17 protein-coding genes are annotated in these 17,360 nt (G+C 73.8%); 11 read left to right on the top strand and 6 right to left on the bottom strand.

The annotated features are described in order from the left end of the window. Positions 1 to 161: 161 nt before the first annotated feature. The gene (locus ACFXAM_RS31035; RefSeq protein WP_380296258.1) at positions 162 to 911 is read right to left on the bottom strand and encodes a VOC family protein; all 750 of its coding nucleotides are present in this window, start codon (positions 909 to 911) and stop codon (positions 162 to 164) included. A 155-nt stretch (positions 912 to 1,066) separates the two neighbouring features. Here ACFXAM_RS31035 and ACFXAM_RS31030 point away from each other — a divergent pair, with 155 nt between their 5' ends. Beyond that, positions 1,067 to 1,927 carry a sulfurtransferase gene (locus ACFXAM_RS31030; protein ID WP_380296256.1) on the top strand — a complete coding sequence of 287 codons (861 nt, stop codon included), beginning with the start codon at positions 1,067 to 1,069 and terminating at the stop codon, positions 1,925 to 1,927. Between the two features lie 60 nt (positions 1,928 to 1,987). Here ACFXAM_RS31030 and sepH read toward each other — a convergent pair whose 3' ends face one another. Then, on the bottom strand, positions 1,988 to 3,064 hold the full coding sequence (gene sepH, locus ACFXAM_RS31025) for a septation protein SepH (RefSeq protein WP_380296254.1): 1,077 nt from the start codon (positions 3,062 to 3,064) through the stop codon (positions 1,988 to 1,990). 581 nt (positions 3,065 to 3,645) lie between these two features. Between sepH and ACFXAM_RS31020 the strand changes: the two genes are divergently transcribed. Beyond that, positions 3,646 to 4,521 carry a hypothetical protein gene (locus tag ACFXAM_RS31020; RefSeq protein WP_380296253.1) on the top strand — a complete coding sequence of 292 codons (876 nt, stop codon included), beginning with the start codon at positions 3,646 to 3,648 and terminating at the stop codon, positions 4,519 to 4,521. Here the strand turns inward: ACFXAM_RS31020 and ACFXAM_RS31015 are convergent. Further along, the gene (locus ACFXAM_RS31015; RefSeq protein ID WP_380296251.1) at positions 4,518 to 5,840 is read right to left on the bottom strand and encodes a D-arabinono-1,4-lactone oxidase; all 1,323 of its coding nucleotides are present in this window, start codon (positions 5,838 to 5,840) and stop codon (positions 4,518 to 4,520) included. The two genes, ACFXAM_RS31020 and ACFXAM_RS31015, sit on opposite strands and share 4 nt — an antisense overlap. A 92-nt stretch (positions 5,841 to 5,932) precedes the next feature. Then, positions 5,933 to 7,189 (bottom strand): MFS transporter, encoded by a 1,257-nt coding sequence (locus ACFXAM_RS31010; protein WP_380296250.1) that lies wholly within the window; start codon positions 7,187 to 7,189, stop codon positions 5,933 to 5,935. Between the two features lie 128 nt (positions 7,190 to 7,317). Here ACFXAM_RS31010 and ACFXAM_RS31005 point away from each other — a divergent pair, with 128 nt between their 5' ends. Next, on the top strand, positions 7,318 to 8,460 hold the full coding sequence (locus ACFXAM_RS31005) for a ferrochelatase (protein WP_380296249.1): 1,143 nt from the start codon (positions 7,318 to 7,320) through the stop codon (positions 8,458 to 8,460). A gap of 42 nt (positions 8,461 to 8,502) precedes the next feature. Next, complete coding sequence (locus ACFXAM_RS31000; RefSeq protein ID WP_380296261.1) at positions 8,503 to 9,306, top strand: inositol monophosphatase family protein; 804 nt, start codon at positions 8,503 to 8,505, stop codon at positions 9,304 to 9,306. Between the two features lie 159 nt (positions 9,307 to 9,465). On the opposite strand, the gene ACFXAM_RS30995 is transcribed toward ACFXAM_RS31000, so the two are convergent. Continuing rightward, positions 9,466 to 9,651 carry a hypothetical protein gene (locus tag ACFXAM_RS30995; RefSeq protein ID WP_030301315.1) on the bottom strand — a complete coding sequence of 62 codons (186 nt, stop codon included), beginning with the start codon at positions 9,649 to 9,651 and terminating at the stop codon, positions 9,466 to 9,468. A 458-nt stretch (positions 9,652 to 10,109) separates the two neighbouring features. On the opposite strand from ACFXAM_RS30995, the gene ACFXAM_RS30990 reads away from it, so the two are divergent. The 4 genes from ACFXAM_RS30990 (at position 10,110) to ACFXAM_RS30975 (ending at position 14,225) form a co-directional block, all read left to right on the top strand. Further along, on the top strand, positions 10,110 to 10,763 hold the full coding sequence (locus ACFXAM_RS30990) for a response regulator transcription factor (RefSeq protein WP_148642660.1): 654 nt from the start codon (positions 10,110 to 10,112) through the stop codon (positions 10,761 to 10,763). A 95-nt stretch (positions 10,764 to 10,858) separates the two neighbouring features. Beyond that, positions 10,859 to 12,169, top strand: a complete 1,311-nt coding sequence (locus ACFXAM_RS30985) for a sensor histidine kinase (RefSeq protein WP_380296247.1) — start codon at positions 10,859 to 10,861, stop codon at positions 12,167 to 12,169. Positions 12,170 to 12,491: 322 nt separating this feature from the next. Then, positions 12,492 to 13,472 (top strand): acyl-ACP desaturase, encoded by a 981-nt coding sequence (locus ACFXAM_RS30980; protein ID WP_380296246.1) that lies wholly within the window; start codon positions 12,492 to 12,494, stop codon positions 13,470 to 13,472. Positions 13,473 to 13,925: 453 nt separating this feature from the next. Further along, positions 13,926 to 14,225, top strand: a complete 300-nt coding sequence (locus ACFXAM_RS30975; RefSeq protein WP_327681335.1) for a DUF4193 domain-containing protein — start codon at positions 13,926 to 13,928, stop codon at positions 14,223 to 14,225. A gap of 253 nt (positions 14,226 to 14,478) precedes the next feature. Here the strand turns inward: ACFXAM_RS30975 and ACFXAM_RS30970 are convergent, their stop codons facing one another. After that, on the bottom strand, positions 14,479 to 14,928 hold the full coding sequence (locus ACFXAM_RS30970; RefSeq protein ID WP_380296245.1) for a DUF3093 domain-containing protein: 450 nt from the start codon (positions 14,926 to 14,928) through the stop codon (positions 14,479 to 14,481). A 124-nt stretch (positions 14,929 to 15,052) separates the two neighbouring features. On the opposite strand from ACFXAM_RS30970, the gene ACFXAM_RS30965 reads away from it, so the two are divergent. The 3 genes from ACFXAM_RS30965 to ACFXAM_RS30955 all read left to right on the top strand — a co-directional run bounded on the left by ACFXAM_RS30965 (position 15,053) and on the right by ACFXAM_RS30955 (position 16,962). After that, complete coding sequence (locus ACFXAM_RS30965) at positions 15,053 to 15,625, top strand: PaaI family thioesterase (RefSeq protein WP_380296260.1); 573 nt, start codon at positions 15,053 to 15,055, stop codon at positions 15,623 to 15,625. Further along, positions 15,622 to 16,089: a dUTP diphosphatase gene (dut, locus tag ACFXAM_RS30960; protein ID WP_350572406.1), complete on the top strand. Its 468-nt coding sequence runs from the start codon at positions 15,622 to 15,624 to the stop codon at positions 16,087 to 16,089. The genes ACFXAM_RS30965 and dut overlap by 4 nt, the downstream gene beginning before the upstream one ends. A 69-nt stretch (positions 16,090 to 16,158) precedes the next feature. Continuing rightward, complete coding sequence (locus ACFXAM_RS30955) at positions 16,159 to 16,962, top strand: DUF3710 domain-containing protein (RefSeq protein ID WP_380296244.1); 804 nt, start codon at positions 16,159 to 16,161, stop codon at positions 16,960 to 16,962. Positions 16,963 to 17,360 lie beyond the last annotated feature (398 nt).

Here is a 17,360-nt window from a genome sequence, read left to right as displayed (position 1 = left end):
AGGGTCTGTCTCTTGGATTTTGTCGGATCAGGCCGCGGCGTCTGGGTGCGTGCATCGCAAGGCGGAGGAGGGAGCCACTGCGGAGCATTGGCGACCGACGACAACGCGGCGAGGTGCGTGCCCAGGCGTCGCGGACCCGGTAAGGATCCAAGAGACAGACCCTAGAGGCCTTCCAGCACCGAGAAGTGCCCGCCGCGCGGGTCCGCCAGCCGGGCCGCGAGGCCGCGGGGCGTCGCGTGCGGCCCCACCAGGACCCGGCCGCCCAGCTCCACCGTCCGGCGGGCCGTCAGTTCCGCGTCGGTGACGGCGAAGTGGGTGCGCCAGCGCGGCGGGTGGCCGCGCAGCTCGGCGTCGCGCCGGATCCCGGCCACCGCCCGGCCGCCGACCAGCAGCGCCGATCCGCCGTCGGCCTCCGCGACCGGCACCCCGAGCACCGCGCGGTAGAAGACCGTCGCGCCGTCCGCGTCCGGGGTGAGCAGCTCCGCCCAGGCCGGCCCGCCCGGTTCGGGGCCGGCCTCCCGGCCGAGGTGCTCCTCGCCCTGCCAGAGCCCGAAGACCGCGCCCGAGACGTCCGCCGCGATCGCCAGCCGTCCGGCCCGCTCCGCCTGCAGCGGTCCGACCGCGACCGTGCCGCCGCACTCCCGCACCAGCTGGGCCGAGCGGTCCGCGCTGTCCACCGCGAAGTAGGTGGTCCACTGCACCGGGAAGCCGGTCACCGCGGACAGCCCGAGCCCGGCCACCGGCTCCTCGCCGAGCCGGGCCCGCACGTACGCGCCGAGCTGCGCGGGCCCCGGGGTGAACGTCCAGCCGAGCAGTTCGCCGTAGAACGCCCGGGCTCCGGGCAGGTCGTCGGTCATCAGGCTGACCCAGCACGGGGTGCCCTGGGCCAGCCGGAGTGTCAGCGCGGACATGACAGGTCTCCTCAGGGGACGGACGGCGCACGAAACGGCGCAGTGAGGGTGATGCTTCCACCGTGGCGCGCGTCGAACCCTCGGGCCGCGCGGAAAGTCCGGCAAAGACCGCACAAAGAGCACCGGCGCGGTCGCCCTGCGCCAGAATGACCGCCATGACCACGCTTCACGATGACTCCCCGCTGGTGTCGGTGACCGAACTGGCCGAAGCGCTCGGCTCCGCGCTCCCGCCGGTCCTGCTCGACGTGCGCTGGCAGCTCGGCGGCCCGCCCGGCATCGAGGACTACACCGCCGGTCACCTCCCCGGCGCCCACTTCCTCGCCCTCGACACCGACCTCGCCGCCCCCGCCGGCCCGCCCGGCCGCGGCGGCCGCCACCCGCTGCCCGACCCGGAGGAGTTCGGTGCCGCGCTGCGCCGCTGCGGCGTCTCGGCCGACCGTCCGGTGGTGGTCTACGACGGTGCCACCGCGATGGCCGCCGCCCGCGCCTGGTGGCTGCTGCGCTGGGCTGGCCACCCGGACGTCCGGGTGCTGGACGGCGGTTACGCGGCCTGGCGGGAGGCCGGACTGCCGGTCGGCATCGAGGTGCCGCCGGCCGGGGAGGGCGACTTCAAGCCGGTGCCGGGCCGGCTTCCGGTGACCGACGCGGACGGCGCCGCCGCCTGGGCCCGCGAGGCGCTGCTGCTGGACGCCCGGGCGGGGGAGCGCTACCGGGGCGAGACCGAGCCGATCGACCCGCGGGCCGGCCACATCCCCGGCGCCGTCTCCGCGCCGACCACCGAGAACGTCGGCCCGGACGGCCGCTTCCGGCCCGCCGCCGAACTCGCCGCCCGCTTCCGGGCGCTGGGCGCGGGCGAGCGGGAGACCGCCGTCTACTGCGGCTCGGGGGTGACGGCCGCGCACCAGATCCTGGCCCTCGCGGTCGCCGGCCTGCCGGCCACCCTCTACCCGGGCTCCTGGAGCGAGTGGTCCAGTGACCCGGCGCGCCCCGTCGCCGTCACCGACCAGCCCGGGTGAGCCGGGACGCGCGAGGGGCGGACGGCCACGGCCGTCCGCCCCTCGCGCGTGTGGTTCCCGCTACTCCTGCTTCTTGCGCCGGCTGCCGAAGACGATCTCGTCCCAGCTCGGCACGGTGGCCCGGCGGCCGGGCCGGACGCCGTCCGCCTCGGCCTGCCGGTCGGTGGTGCCGACCAGCCGCTCCCGGTGCGGCGCGACCGCGCGGGGCATCAGGATGTCCGCGTACGCCGAGCCCGCGCCCACCGCGGGAGCGGCGGCGGCCGGCTCCTCCGCCTCCTCGGCGACCTCGGCGGGCACCGGCTCGATCGGCGGCGGCGCGCCGACCGCGAGGTCGCCGCGGAACGCGGGCACCACGTCCAGCAGGCTGGTCAGCGAGTCGCGGGACTCGGCCGTGGCCTCGCGGGACTCCCGCACCTCGCGGGACGACATGATCCGGTCCGCCGAGGGCCGGTCGATCATCGGGCGCGGCGGCCGCTCCTGGGGGAGCCGGGCGATCCGCGGGATGAACGGGAAGACCGACTCCTCCTCGCGCTCGACCGTCTCGCCGATCAGCGCGCGGGCCTCGTCGTCGTTGGGCTGCACCAGCCGCCGGGGCGGGTCGTACGTCCAGGACGCGCTGCGGCCCTCGCCGTCGGCCCGGTAGGAGAGGATGACCTCCCACGTGCCGTCGTCGCGCCGCCAGGAGTCCCAGCGCTCGGTCTCCTTCTCCGCGCCGCGCAGCGCCAGCCGCTCGGCCACCGCCTCGCCCAGCTGCGGACCGGGGGCCTCGCCGTGCCGGCGGATCGCGGTCTTGCGGGCCCGCTCGGCCATGAAGGCGCGCTCGGCCAGCACCGGACCCTCGAAGCGGCGGACCCGGTCGACGGAGATGCCGGCCGCCTGCGCGACCTCCTCGGCGGAGGCACCGGCTCGTATCCGCGCCTGGATGTCCCGGGGGCGGAGGTGGCTCTCGACCTCGATCTCGATCTGGCCGAGGCGGGGCCGGTCGCCACGGATGGCGGCGCGCAGCCGCTCATCGATGGGAAGGGTGTACTCCGTGCTGTCGGCAGCCTTGAGCACCAGCCGTGTGCCGTCGTTGCTGACGGCCACAACCCGCAGTTCGGGCACGGTTACCTCCCGGGTGGTGCCTGCCGACGTCACCTGCGTCGCTGCTCCCGTACTGAGTGTGGCCTGCCCGCTCGCGACTGGCCACAACCTTGCTGAGTTCCCCGGCGTGTCGGGCCTACGCCCGTCCACGCCGCTGTGGCACGGTTGCCTTTTTGCCACGCCATCCGTCGACGTCGCGCCTGGGTGTCCCGGCCGTCCTCGCACGCGCAGTGAACGCGACGGTCCGGGACGGGCGTCGCCGTGCGTGCCTGTTCCGTGGCTCTTCGTCAGGCTGCCGGTTGAGGGGCAGTCGACAAGTCGACCCAGGGCTCAGGCTTTACGAACAGTACTCCATTCGTGGCATCCAAAGGGGCGGCTCGCCGCTCAAGTCTCCCGCGATTCACGGGAATCTCAAGAGCGCACGACCCCAATGGCCGAGGATCGGCCGATGAACGGTGATCATCTTCACATATATCTCTCGCGCAGAACCGCATTTTCGACCCTTGTGTCCTTCTTTGGGCAAGATGGAGTGACTTGTTCGAAGGACAGTCGTACTGACGCGAGGGATGTTGATGCCGCAGGTGAAGCCCGCCCCGGACGGAGCCGAGGAAGGTCGCAGGCGAATTGATCTGAGTGTGGCTCAGGTCGCCGCCAGCGCACTGGCGACCGTGGTGGGGGCGGTGCTCGCGTCCGAACTCGGGGTGTACGGCACCATTCTCGGCGCGGCGGTGGTGAGCATCGGCGCGACCACCGGAGGTGCGGTGTTCCAGCACCTCTTCAAGCGCACCGGCGAACAACTGCGCGGCGCGGTGGACCGGACCGCCGGCCCGGGGCAGCTGGCGAACGGGCTGCGGCAGGCGCCGGAGCCGGCCCCCGCGGCGGATCCGCCGCCCTCCGCGCAGTGGAGCACTCCGCAGGTGGTCCGGGCGCGTCGCCGATGGACCTGGAAGTCGTACGCGGCGGTCTCGGTGCTGGTGTTCACCCTCGCGATGGTGCCGATCCTCGCCTTCGAGCTGGCGACCGGGCAGCCGGTGTCGGCGACGGTCAAGGGCGAGTCGGGCACCGGGACCTCGATCGGTGGCCGGGTCGACCGGAAACCGACCGCCCCCACGGGTGACGCACCGTCCTCCGGGCCGTCCTCGGTGCCCTCGTCCTCGCCCTCGGCCGGCCGGGACGGCGGTGCCTCCGGGCGGCCGAGCCCCGGTGCCTCCGACGCGCGTCCGGACACCGGGGGCGGCGCAGCGCCGGCCTCCCCGTCGGCCGGTTCCGGTGCGGGGCCGGGCACGGAACCGTCCGCGAAGCCCTCCGCGCGCCCCACCGGCGAGCCGTCCGCGCCCCCCGCGCCCCCCGCGTCCGGCGCGCCCTCCGCGCCGTCGGGCGACGGGGCCGCCTCCGCGAAGCCCTCCGGCGCCGCGACCCCGAAGCCCCCGGCCCCGACCACCGCCGTCGAACCGCCCGCCGCCCCGGCCGCCCCGGAGGCTCCGGCGGCTCCGCAGGGGAACACCCCCTAGGCCCCCAGCACCCGGCGCAGGTAGTCGTTGCCGAAGCGGCGGTCCGGGTCCAGTTCGTCGCGCAGCGCGGTGAAGTCGGCGAAGCGCGGGTAGACCCCGGCGAGGTACTCGGCGTCGCGGGTGTGCAGCTTGCCCCAGTGCGGGCGGCCCCGGTGCTCGGTCATCAGCCGCTCGACCGCCGTGAAGTACCCCTGCTCGGCGGTGCCCCGGTAGAGGTGGACGGCGATGTACGCGGTGTCCCGGCCGTGCGAGGTGGAGAGCCAGACCTCGTCGGCCGGGGCGAACCGCACCTCGACCGGGAAGCTGATCCGCCAGCCGGACCGCTCGACCATCGCCCGCAGCTCGCGCAGCACCTCGCCGGCCGCCGCGCGCGGCACCGCGTACTCCATCTCGGTGAAGCGCACCTTGCGGGGGCTGGTGAACACCTTGTACGCGGTGTCGGTGTAGCTGCGGTCCGACCAGGCCCGGCTGGCCAGCGCGGCGATCGCCGGCACCGAGCCGGGGAAGCGGCGGCCGACCCGGCAGGCGCCCTCCCAGACGGTGTTGGAGAGGAAGTCGTCCTCCAGCCACCCCTTGAACCGGGGCAGCGGCGCGGCCGGGCCCTGGCTGCGGTTGTTCCGCTTGGTGGAGCAGCGGTCGGTGTGCGGGAACCAGTAGAACTCGAAGTGCTCGTTGACGGCGGTGAGGTCGTCCAGCCGGTCCAGCACCTCGTCGAAGCGCATCGGCTGCTCGTGCGCGGTGAGCAGGAAGGCCGGCTCGACGGCGAGGGTGAGCGCGGTGATCACGCCGAGCGCGCCGAGGCCGAGCCGGGCGGCCTCGAAGAGCCGCGGGTCCTCGGTGGGGGAGCAGCGCCGGATGCTGCCGTCGGCGAGCACGATCTCCAGGGCGCGGATCTGGGCGGCGAGCGAGCCGGAGTCCCGTCCGGTGCCGTGGGTGCCGGTGCTGGTGGCGCCGGCCACGGTCTGCACCTCGATGTCGCCCATGTTGGTGAGCGAGAGGCCCGCGGCGGCGAGCACGCGGTTGAGGCGGTGCAGCGGCAGACCGGCCTCGACGGTGACCGTGCCGTTCTCCCGGTCGATCTCCCGCACGGCGGTCAGCGCGTGCGGCCGCACGAGCACGCCGTCGCCGGGCGAGGCGATCGCGGTGAACGAGTGGCCGGAACCGACCGCCTTGACGGTCCGCCCCCGGTCACCGGCGCGCAGGATCTCCTTGGCCAGCTCCTCCGCCGTGCCGGGGGTGACCACCCGGGCGGGCACGGTGCTCTGGTTGCCCGCCCAGTTGGTCCAGCGGGTGGGGGTCGCGGTACTGGCCTGGGGCATTGCGGCGCCTCCTGCTCCGTGGCCGAACGGCGTCGGCTCACCTCGGTCCCTACCCGCGGGTAGGCCACGGGTAGGGAGGAGGGTAAGTCAGGTCACCGTTCGAGGTCCACGGTTTGGGCTGAGGGCAGCGCGGTCCCCTCGGCGGCCACCCCGGCGCGCAGGCGGCCGACCCCGGCGAGCGCGACCAGCACGCCGAAGACCCCGGCGGTCAGCGGCACCCAGTAGCCGGCCGCGGCCCCGGCCGCGTCGACCACCCAGCCGCCGGCCGAGGAGCCGACCGCGACGCCCAGCGCCAGTCCGGTGGTCGTCCAGGTCATGCCCTCGGTCAGCTGCGCGGCCGGCACCAGCCGCTCGACCAGGGCCATTGCGGTGATCAGGGTGGGGGAGATGGCGATGCCGGCGACCAGCAGCGCACCGCCGACCGCCACCAGCCCGCCGACCCCGTGCACGCTCTCGGCGAGCAGCAGCAGCGGGACCATGCTGACGGCCATGAACACCACGCCGGCGAGGAAGCGCACGGCCATCGACCCGGCCGGCTTCAGGGTGCCGTAGACCACGCCGGCCACACAGGAGCCGAGCGCCCAGAGCGCCAGGATCGGACCGGAGGTGGCGCCGTGCCCCTGCGCCTTGGTGAACGCCACGGTGACCACCTCGACCGAGCCGAAGATCGCGCCGGTGGACACGAAGGTCAGGATCAGCACCTGGAGGCCCCGGTTGAGGATGACCGGGCTGCCGACGTGCTGGGCGGCCGGATGGACCGGCGGCTCGGTGGAGCGCTGGGCGGCGAACAGGGCCACGCCCACCGCCAGGAAGACGCCGGCGAGCAGCACGCCCGCCTCCGGGAAGACCGCGGTGGCCAGCGTCACCGCGAGGATCGGGCCGACGATGAAGCAGACCTCGTCGACCACCGCCTCGAAGGAGTACGCGGTGTGCAGCTTCGTCCCCTCGTCCCGGTACAGGTGCGCCCAGCGGGCCCGCACCATCGCCCCGGTGCTCGGCATCACGCCCATGCCGGCGGCGAACACGAAGAGCGTCCACACCGGCGCCTCGAAGCGGGCGGACAGCAGCAGGCCGATCGCGGCGACCACGGTGAGCGCGGTGGCCGGCAGGATGATCCGGCGCTGTCCGTGCCGGTCCACCAGTCGGGAGACCTGGGGGCCCAGGACCGCCGCGGACACGGCCATCGTCGCCGAGACCAGACCGGCCACGCCGAAGGAGCCGCGCAGCTCGGAGAGCATGGTGACGATGCCGATCCCCGTCATGGAGATCGGCAGCCGGGATATGAACCCGGTGGAGGAGAAGGCCAGACTCCCGGGGGCGGCGAAGATCTGGCGGTAGCTGGACAGCACGAGGGCTCCGGAGGGGTAAGGAACGTCGCTGGCAAAGACAGCTTACGAACCTTGGCAAACGGTATTTTCCGGGCACCGGGCGCGGCCCCGGAACCGGCCCCCCCGTTCAGGGTGGCAGGATCGGTTCCATGTCCGACGCGCGCAACACAACCGTCACCGGCGCCGCCCCGTACGACGCCCTGCTGCTGCTCTCCTTCGGCGGGCCCGAGGCCCCCGAGGACGTCGTCCCGTTCCTGGAGAACGTCACCCGCGGCCGCGGCATCCCGAAGGAGCGGCTCCAGGAGGTCGGCAAGCACTACTTCCTGTTCGGCGGCGTCAGCCCGATCAACGGGCAGAACCGCGCACTGCTGGCCGCGCTGCGCGAGGACTTCGCCGGGCACGGACTCGACCTGCCGGTGTACTGGGGCAACCGCAACTGGGCGCCCTACCTGGTCGACACCCTGCGCGAGATCGCCGCCGACGGACACCGCCGGATCGCCGTGCTGGCCACCAGCGCCTACGCCGGCTACTCCGGCTGCCGCCAGTACCGGGAGAACCTCGCCGACGCGCTGGCCGCCCTGGCCGCCGAGGGCCTGCCGGAGCTGCGGGTCGACAAGCTGCGCCACTTCTACAACCACCCCGGCTTCGTCGGGCCGATGACCGACGCCACCCTCGCCGCCCTGGACCGGCTGCCCGGGGAGGTCCGGGCCGGCGCCCGGCTGGCGTTCACCACCCACTCGATCCCGGACGCCATGGCCGAGAGCTCCGGCGCCCCCGACGACCCGGCCCGGGGACGCCCCGGCGGCGCCTACGTCGCCCAGCACCTGGACGTGGCCCGGCTGGTCGCCGCCGCCGTCGCCGAGCGCACCGGGGTCGCCGACCGCCCCTGGGAGCTCGTCTACCAGAGCCGCAGCGGCGCCCCGCACATCCCGTGGCTGGAGCCGGACATCTGCGACCACCTGGAGGCCCAGCACGCCGACGGCGCCCCGGCCGTGGTGATGGTCCCGATCGGCTTCGTCTCCGACCACATGGAGGTCAAGTACGACCTCGACACCGAGGCGGTGGCCAAGGCCGCCGAGCTCGGCCTGCCGGTCGCCCGGGCCGCCACCGTCGGCGCCGACCCCCGGTTCACCGCCGCCGTCCGGGAGCTCGTCCTGGAGCGGGCCGCCGCCGAGCGCGGCGAGCCGGTGACCCGCTGCGCCCTCGGCGCGCTCGGCCCCAGCCACGACGTCTGCGCCGTGGCCTGCTGCCCCAATCCGCGCGCCCCCCGCCCGGCCGCCGCCGAGCGCTGACCCGTTCCGCCTCCGGAGGAGAACCCCGTGTCCAGCCCCGCCGTGCCCGATCCCGCCCTGCTCGACGAACTGCTCGACGTCGCCCTGGACGCCGCCCGCCGGGCCGGCACCCTGCTGCTGGAGGGCCGGCCCGCCGACCTCGGGGTCGCCGGCACCAAGAGCAGCCCGGTCGACGTGGTCACCGAGATGGACCTGGCCTCCGAGAAGCTGGTCCTGGAACTGATCACCGCCCGCCGGCCCGAGGACGGCTACCTCGGCGAGGAGGGCGCCGAACGGCCCGGCACCAGCGGGGTGCGCTGGGTCGTCGACCCGCTCGACGGCACGGTCAACTACCTCTACGGACTGCCCTCCTGGGCGGTCAGCGTGTCCGCCGAACTGGACGGGCGCGCGGTGGTCGGCGTGGTGTACGCCCCGGCGCGCGGCGAGCTGTTCCACGCCGTGCTCGGCCGCGGCGCCCGGCGCGACGACCGCCCGATCGCCGCCCGCCCGGCCCCGCCGTGGGGCCAGGCACTGATCGGCACCGGCTTCGCCTACGTCCGCGAGGTGCGGGTCCGGCAGGCCGAGGTGGTGCTCGGGCTGATGCCCGAGGTCCGCGACATCCGCCGCGGCGGCGCCGCCGCCGTCGACCTCTGCGACGTCGCCGCCGGCCGGCTGGACGGCTACTACGAGCGCGGGCTGGCCCCCTGGGACCGCTCGGCCGGCTGCCTGATCGCGGCCGAGGCCGGCGCCCTGGTCGGCGGCCGCCCCGGCCGGGACGCGGACGGCGAGCTGACCGTGGCCGCCGCCCCCGGCGTCTTCGAACCGCTCCTGGACCGGCTGGCCGCGCTGAACGCCTGGGCGGACTGAGCACGCGAAGGGGCCCGCCCTCCCACCGCCGGTGCGGTCGGGAGGACGGGCCCCTGGGCGACGAAGAGCCCTGACATACGGGGGATGCCAGGGCCTGGATTTCGCACGGCCCCCACAGGGCCGCTGGTGCCGGAGATCCGGCGACGGGTCGGGCTGGGATCAGGCGGCGGTGCGGTGGCGCTCCAGCACCGTGTCCACGCCGTGCTCGGCGGCGAGACGGCGCAGATCGTCCAGCTCGGACTGTTCCACCTCGGCGAGGAACTCGTCCCCGGCCTCGATCGCGCGGTGCAGGTCCTGCTCGGCATTGGCGATGCGCTGCAGGATTCCGGCGGTGAAGGCGTCCATACGGGCCCCCTTACTGTGTCGGACGTGCACGGTCGTGCGCCCCCCGCCCTGGAGTGTCGGTGGCCAGCGGAAGCGTCCGGTCCGGGCGGTCGAAGATCTCCGGACGGGCGCGGAGACGGCCCCTCGGCCGCTCCCGGTGACGCCCCAGCCCCAGGGCCGGCGCGGATGAACGCACGGCGGGTGGGTGCGATCGGCTCAGAAACCGGATCGCGGGTGTGCAGCTGTCCTCCCCACCCCCGGGGGCGGGAAACCTCCCGGCCGAAGAAAGTTGCCCGCGTCACAGTCCAACCGGACTGCTTCCGCCACGAACCCCCCGCCGCGGGCACCCACGGCGCCCCGCGGGCAGCCGTGCCCGCGGGGCAGCTTATCGCTGCCTTACCGCCGGACCAGGCAGGATGGAGGCAGCGTCGGAGCCGTGCGTCCGCTTCCCGGGCCGGCCTGAAGAAGGGACAACCACCGTGCGGGTTCTCGTCGTCGAGGACGAGCAGCTGCTCGCCGAGGCAGTGGCCACCGGTCTGCGCCGCGAGGCGATGGCCGTCGACGTGGTCTACGACGGGGAGGCCGCGCTCCAGCGCATCGCGGTCAACGACTACGACGTGGTCGTGCTCGACCGCGACCTGCCGCTCGTCCACGGTGACGACGTCTGCCGCAGCGTGGTCGACCAGGGCCTGGCCACCCGGGTGATCATGCTGACCGCCTCCGGCGACATCAGCGACCGGGTCGAGGGCCTGGAGATCGGCGCGGACGACTACCTTCCGAAGCCGTTCGCCTTCAGCGAACTCGTCGCCCGGGTCCGCGCCCTGGGCCGCCGCGCGACCGTCCCGCTGCCCCCCGTCCTGGAGCGGGCCGGCATCTCGCTCGACCCCGGCCGCCGCGAGGTCATCCGCGACGGCCGCCCCGTCCAGCTCGCCCCCAAGGAGTTCGCCGTCCTGGAGGTGCTGATGCGGGCCGGCGGCGCCGTCGTCTCCGCCGAGCAGCTGCTGGAGAAGGCCTGGGACGAGCACACCGACCCGTTCACCAACGTCGTGCGCGTCACCGTGATGACGCTGCGCCGCAAGCTCGGCGACCCGCCGGTGATCGTCACCGTCCCGGGTTCCGGCTACCGGATCTGACCGGACGCCGCGGCTCCGACCGGAACCCGCGGTCCCGTCCGGATCCCGGCCCCCACCCACGCGCCCGCCCCGGCGGACGCCCCGAGAGGACCATCATGACCACCCCGCCCCCGGCCGGCGGGCCCTCCGGCGCGCCCACCGGCGGGCGCGCCGTGCCCGACCGGCCCGTACCGCCCAGGCCCGCCCACCCGCCGCGCGCCCCCCGCCTGCACTCCTCGCACGCCACCTACGTGCCCGGTGACGGCATGCTCGCCTGGCTGCCGTTCCGCCCCACCATCCGGATCCGGCTCACCCTGCTCTACGGCGGGATGTTCCTGATGGCCGGCGTGGTGCTGCTCCTGCTGATGTACGTCTTCGTCAAACAGGCCCTGCGCGACGTCCAGCCCCCGCCCTTCGACTTCGGCCCGTCCGGGGCCCGGGTGAACGGCGTCTGGATGAGCACCGAGCAGTTCAACCAGTACCTCGCCAACAGCCACACCGTGAAGTCCGACAGCGCGCTCAACACGCTGCTGCGCAAGTCGCTCACCATGCTGGTCTGCCTCGCCGTGATCGCCTTCGCGGCCGGCTACGCGATGGCCGGCCGGGTGCTGCGCCCGCTCGGCCGGATCACCCGCACCGCCCGCGAGGTGGCCTCCTCCGACCTCCACCGGCGGATCGAGCTGGACGGCCCGGACGACGAGCTCAAGGAGCTGGCCGACACCTTCGACGACATGCTGGAGCGCCTCGACCGCTCCTTCGACTCCCAGCGCCGCTTCGTCGCCAACGCCTCGCACGAGCTGCGCACCCCGCTGGCGATCAACCGCACCCTGCTGGAGGTCCAGCTCTCCGACCCGCAGGCCTCGCCCGACCTCCAGCAGCTCGGCAAGACCCTGCTGGCCACCAACGAACGCAGCGAGCAGCTCGTCGAGGGCCTGCTGCTGCTCGCCCGCAGCGACAACGAGCTGACCGACCGCCGTCCCCTGGAGCTCTCCGAGGTGGCCACCCGGGCCCTGGAGCAGACCCGGGCGGAGGCGGCGAAGCGCGAGGTCGACCTGCGCGCCTCGCTGCACCCGGCGACGGTCTCCGGCAACGGCGTCCTGCTGGAGCGGATCGCGCTCAACCTGCTGCAGAACGCCGTCCGCTACAACGCCCCGGACGGCTGGGTCGAGATCACCACCGCCCCGGTGCCCGGCGGCGGGGAGCTGGTGGTCTCCAACACCGGCCCGGTCGTGCCCGGGTACGAGCTGGAGCACATCTTCGAGCCGTTCCGCCGGGTCAAGGGCGCCGACCGGACCCGCAGCGACAAGGGGGTCGGCCTCGGCCTCTCGATCGTCCGCTCTGTGGTCCGGGCGCACAACGGCACCATCGAGGCCACCCCCCGCGCCGGCGGCGGCCTCACCATGCGCGTGCGCATCCCGGGCGGGTGACGGCCCCCGGACACGCCGGGCGCCCTTCCCCTCCGGGCAGGCGCTCCCCGGGCCCCCGCGGCCCCGTCACGGCCCTTCTCGGGGCCGCGGCGGGGCCGTTGCGCTGTCCGGGTGAGCCAAGTCCGTGCGCCGACCATTCCGAGCCGCCCCCGCCGGGCCCGTCAAGACGACATAAGGCCAGGCGGGGGCGGCTTGTCATTTCCGGCCCGGGCAACTTACGGTGTCGTAACCTACGCGACCGTAAGTGCCGTCCGAACGGACTCCGGCGTGCCCGTCCCAACGCGCCCGTCCCGCGCGTGCCCGTCCCCCAGGAGCCAGACCCGTGACCATCGCCCCCGTGCAGCGCAGCACCTCGCTCGGTTCGAGCGCCTGGACCGACACGCGGCTGATCCTGGCCCTGGAGGAGGTCGTCGAGAAGGAGCTCGACCGGCACCTCAAGGTCGCCAAGGAGTGGATGCCCCACGAGTTCGTCCCGTGGAGCCAGGGCCGCGACTTCGACGGCGTGCTCGGCGGCGAGGCCTGGGAGCTCGGGCAGTCCAAGGTGACCCCGCTCGGCCGGGTCTCGCTCGTGGTCAACCTGCTGACCGAGGACAACCTCCCCAGCTACCACCACGAGATCGCGACCATGTTCGGCCGCGAGGGCGCCTGGGGGGAGTGGGTGCACCGCTGGACCGCCGAGGAGGGGCGGCACGGCATAGCCATCCGCGACTACCTGCTCACCACCCGGGCCGTCGACCCCGACGAGCTGGAGCGGGCCCGGATGGCCCACATGTCGGACGGCTTCTCCTCCGACAACGCGCACAGCATGCTGCAGTCGGTCGCCTACGTGGCCTTCCAGGAGCTCGCGACCCGCATCGCGCACCGCAACACCGGCCACTTCGCCGGCTGCCCGCTGGCCGACCAGCTCCTCGCGAAGATCGCCAACGACGAGAACCTGCACATGGTCTTCTACCGGAACCTGCTGAAGGCCGCCCTGGAGATCGCCCCGGACCAGGCGATGCGCGCCGTCGCCGACGTGGTGACCAACTTCCGGATGCCCGGCCACGGCATCCCCGGCTTCGAGCGGGCCGCCGCCCAGATCGCCCTCGGCGGCGTCTACAACCTGCGCATCCACCACGACGACGTGCTGCAGCCGGTGCTGCGCCACCTCAGGATCATGGACCTGGCCGGCCTCGGCCCGGACGGCGCGCAGGCCCAGCAGGAACTCGGCGTCTTCCTGGACGGCCTCGACGCCCAGGCGAGCAAGTTCGAGGAGCGGCAGGCGGCGATGCTGGCCCGCCGGGCGGCCCGGCAGCAGGCGTAGGGCTTGGGCGGATTTTCCACGGTTTGCCCGGGGCGGCCCCGAACGTGACCAAGCTCACACCGTGTCGCTCCGGGGAACCGGGCGACGCCGGAGAGTGATCACTCCGTCGGCCCCTCCGATCGCCGTCGGTGAGTGCGGCGGCGATCGGGGGCGAATCGGAGGATTGGCTCCCGACCCTGGCGGGCAAGGGAATTGGCGAGCGCGGCAAGGCCCTTCGCTTACGGAGCGTGTCCACGATTCGGTCGCTCGCGCGCGGCGGCGATGGCCCTGCGTGAGGCCCCGAACGCCCGAGTGGATCACCCCAACGGACCCCTGGCTGAGTGTCGATTGAGTAACGGGGCTTGAAGTAAGGCAAAATCTCCGCCTCGGGTCGGGCACAAGACCGACCCCCCATGCGTTACGTGCGCTGGAGATACCGCACACACCGCACAACCCGGAGGGGGAGAGCGAAAAATGGCTACCGACTACGACACCCCACGCAAGACCGATGACGAGCTCAACGAGGACAGCATCGAGGAGCTCAAGGCCCGCAGGAACGACAAGGGCGGCAGCTCGGTCGACGTCGACGAGTTCGAAGCGGCCGAGGGCATGGAGCTCCCCGGCGCGGACCTCTCGAACGAGGAGCTCTCCGTCCGGGTGCTGCCGCGGCAGGCCGACGAGTTCACCTGCATGAGCTGCTTCCTGGTCCACCACCGCAGCCAGCTGTACAGCGAGAAGAACGGCAACCCGATCTGCCGGGACTGCGGCGCCTGAGGACCAGGGCGGTCATGACTCGGGTTTCGCGGTGTCCGCGAGACCGGTGCGACGCCCCTTCCGGCCCCGGGCAGCGGGGCCGGACGGCAGCTCCGGCGTCCGTCGCGACGGACGCACCAGTCATACGGTCGGATGGAAAGCGTTTCCAGGAACGCGAAGGGACGGTACCGCCGAGGCGGTACCGTCCCTTTCCTTTCGGTCGTCTCCTGGCCCGTCCGGGCCCCGCCCGGAGCTCGTCCGCTCCGGCCGGGCCTCAGGCGCGGGCGCTGCGGCGGGCGTCGTCCAGGGCCTCGGCCAGCTTCATCGGCGAGCGGGTCGACAGATAGAGGTACGGCGTCGGGTCCGCCGGGTCGCTCACCTCGACCCGCAGCGCGGTCGGCACGTAGCTGCGCAGCAGCATGAAGGCCCGCGGGTCGGCCTTCGGGCCGCGCCAGGCCGCGGCGTCCGCCGGGCCGAGCGCCTGGGCGGCGCCGAGGGCGTCCACCGGGATCCGGGCCGGCCCGGCCACCAGCGAGCCCTGGACCACCCGGATCCGGGCCGAGCCGTAACTGCTGATCGCGGCGGCGCCGGCGGCGATCCCGACCACCAGCCCGACCAGCGCGCCCACGGCGCTGAGGCGCAGCAGGATCAGCGCGAGCGTGAGGCCGATCACGACCGGGAACAGCCACCAGGAGCGCGGCACGGTGAGGCGTTCGTCGTACATGCCCTCCATTGTGGGCGCCGTGACGGCGGCGGCCGGACGCAACCCCCGTCCCGGGCCCGGCTACCGCTCGGTAGGGTGGGGAGGCGTGACCGGTTCGACAGCCCCCACCACGCCCGCCGCCCCCATGACCCCCACCACGCCGCCGCCGGAGGCCGTCCTCCCGCCGCGCGCCCCCGAGGCCCCCGCCCCCGGAACCCGCCTCGGCTCCCACTACGAGCACTGCTTCGGCTGCGGCCCGCAGCACCCCGGCGGCCTGCGGATCGACGCGGTGGCCGGCGAGGGCCTCGACGTCACCGCCGAGTTCACCGTCCGCCCGGAGCACCAGGGCGGCCCGGGCCTGGCCCACGGCGGCCTGCTGACCACCGCCATGGACGAGACCCTCGGCACGCTCAACTGGCTGCTGCACGCCCCCGCCGTCACCGGCCGGCTGGAGACCGACTTCCTCTCCCCGGTGCCGGTCGGCTCCACCCTGCACCTGCGCGCCTGGGTCACCGGCGTGCACGGCCGGAAGGTCTACAGCGCCGCCGAGGCCCGGATCGGCGGCCCCGAGGGCCCGGTCGCGGTGCGTGCGCAGGCCCTCTTCGTCCAGGTGAAGCTGGAACACTTCACCAAGCACGGTCGTCCCGAGGACATCGAGAAGGTCCTCGACGACCCCGACCTGATGAAGCGCGCCCGAGCCTTTGAGGTGAACCCTTGAGCACCACCCCCCGCGAGCCCCTCGACGTCCTGATCCGGCGGATCGACCCCGAGCTGCCGCTGCCCGCGTACGCGCAGCCCGGCGACGCCGGCGCCGACCTGCGGACCACCGTCGACGCCGAGCTGGCCCCCGGCGAGCGGGCCGTGCTGCCCACCGGCATCGCCATCGCGTTGCCCGACGGCTACGCGGCGTTCGTTCACCCGCGTTCGGGACTGGCAGCTCGTTGCGGCGTTGCTCTGGTGAACGCCCCAGGGACGGTCGATGCCGGGTACCGTGGAGAGATCAAGGTGATCGTCGTCAATCTGGACCCGCGCGAGGGGGTCAGCTTCCGCCGAGGGGACCGGATCGCCCAGCTGGTGATCCAGCAGGTCGAGAAGGCCCGCTTCCACGAGGTGGCCGAGCTGCCTGGGTCGGCACGCGCCGAGGGCGGGTTCGGGTCGACCGGCGGCCACGCCGCGGTCTAGGCTGCCCGCGGCCTCGCAGGAAGCCGAGCAGGTATTCGCATCGGTCTTGGACCGGGAAGGACAGTGACCGTGTTCCGTCGTCGCCAGAAGAGCGAGGACGCTGTCGAGCAGCTCGCCGACGACGCCATCAGCGCCGACGAGACGGCCGATGACGTCGAAGGTTCCGCCGAGAGCGAGAACGTGACCGAGCTGGACCCGGCGGACCGGGTCGGCCTGCCGCCGGCCCCGCGTCCGGACGGTCCCTGGGACCACTCCGAGCTGGAGAACCCGGAGGAGGGGCGCGTCGACCTTGGGGGTCTGCTGGTCCCCGGTGTCGAGGGCATGGAACTCCGGGTGGAGGTGGCCGGCGACTCGATCGTGGCCGCCACCCTGGTCCTCGGCAACAGCGCCATCCAGCTGCAGGCCTTCGCGGCCCCGAAGTCGGAGGGCATCTGGGGCGAGGTCCGCGAGGAGATCGCCACCGGCATCACCTCGCAGGGGGGCATCGTCGAGGAGGAGGAGGGCCCGCTGGGCTGGCACCTCCGCGCCCAGGTCCCGGTGCAGCTGCCGGACGGCACGCAGGGCGTGCAGCTGGTGCGGTTCGTCGGCTGCGACGGCCCGCGCTGGTTCCTCCGCGGCGTGATCTCCGGCCAGGCCGCCGTCCAGCCCGAGGTGGGCGGGATCCTGGAGCAGGTCTTCCGGCAGACGGTCGTCGTCCGCGGTGAGACCCCGATGGCGCCCCGCGACCCGATCGTGCTGAAGCTCCCCGAGGACGCGCAGATGGTCGCCGACGGCGGCGGCGCCGTCGCGGCCGGCGGCGAGGGCGACAACCGCTTCGGCAACACCGCGCTGGACCCGTTCGCCCGCGGCCCGGAGATCACCGAGGTCCGCTGAGCACCCCGCTCGATCCTGCGGATCGCCCCTGCCCGGACCACCGGGCAGGGGCGATTTGCATGTGACGGCCCCGTCCCCGTACAGTTCCGGAGTCGCCGCGAGAGAGCGGGGACAAGCGGAAAGCGAAGTCGGCTGAATGAAGCTCCGGAAAACGGAGCGGAAAACATCTGATAAGCTGGAAACACGAAAGAACGAAGCGCCCGGAGGGCCGGTGTGAAAGCCGCCCGATGGAAGCGTCCGTTCCTTGAGAACTCAACAGCGTGCCAAAAGTCAACGCCAGATATGTTGACATCCCCGGCCTCGGATTCTCTGGGGTTGGAGATTCCTTTTGAAATAACACAGCGAGGACGCAGTGCGCGGGGCCGCCCTATTCCGGTGGTTGCCGTGCCGCTCAACGC

The organism is Kitasatospora sp. NPDC059462 (assembly GCF_042749955.1).
Taxonomy (GTDB): Bacteria; Actinomycetota; Actinomycetes; order Streptomycetales; family Streptomycetaceae; genus Kitasatospora.
The sequence above is the reverse complement of the archived record's forward strand: the minus strand, read 5'-3'. Positions and strand labels throughout refer to the sequence as shown.

What these genes read in the sequence shown, in the direction of transcription:
- ACFXAM_RS31035 (WP_380296258.1), bottom strand. Translation starts at nt 911, where the DNA reads ATGTCCGCGCTGACACTCCGGCTGGCCCAGGGCACCCCGTGCTGGGTC.
- ACFXAM_RS31030 (WP_380296256.1), top strand. Translation starts at nt 1,067, where the DNA reads ATGACCACGCTTCACGATGACTCCCCGCTGGTGTCGGTGACCGAACTG.
- ACFXAM_RS31015 (WP_380296251.1), bottom strand. Translation starts at nt 5,840, where the DNA reads ATGCCCCAGGCCAGTACCGCGACCCCCACCCGCTGGACCAACTGGGCG.
- ACFXAM_RS31005 (WP_380296249.1), top strand. Translation starts at nt 7,318, where the DNA reads ATGTCCGACGCGCGCAACACAACCGTCACCGGCGCCGCCCCGTACGAC.
- ACFXAM_RS30995 (WP_030301315.1), bottom strand. Translation starts at nt 9,651, where the DNA reads ATGGACGCCTTCACCGCCGGAATCCTGCAGCGCATCGCCAATGCCGAG.
- ACFXAM_RS30985 (WP_380296247.1), top strand. Translation starts at nt 10,859, where the DNA reads ATGACCACCCCGCCCCCGGCCGGCGGGCCCTCCGGCGCGCCCACCGGC.
- ACFXAM_RS30975 (WP_327681335.1), top strand. Translation starts at nt 13,926, where the DNA reads ATGGCTACCGACTACGACACCCCACGCAAGACCGATGACGAGCTCAAC.
- ACFXAM_RS30970 (WP_380296245.1), bottom strand. Translation starts at nt 14,928, where the DNA reads ATGTACGACGAACGCCTCACCGTGCCGCGCTCCTGGTGGCTGTTCCCG.
- ACFXAM_RS30965 (WP_380296260.1), top strand. Translation starts at nt 15,053, where the DNA reads ATGACCCCCACCACGCCGCCGCCGGAGGCCGTCCTCCCGCCGCGCGCC.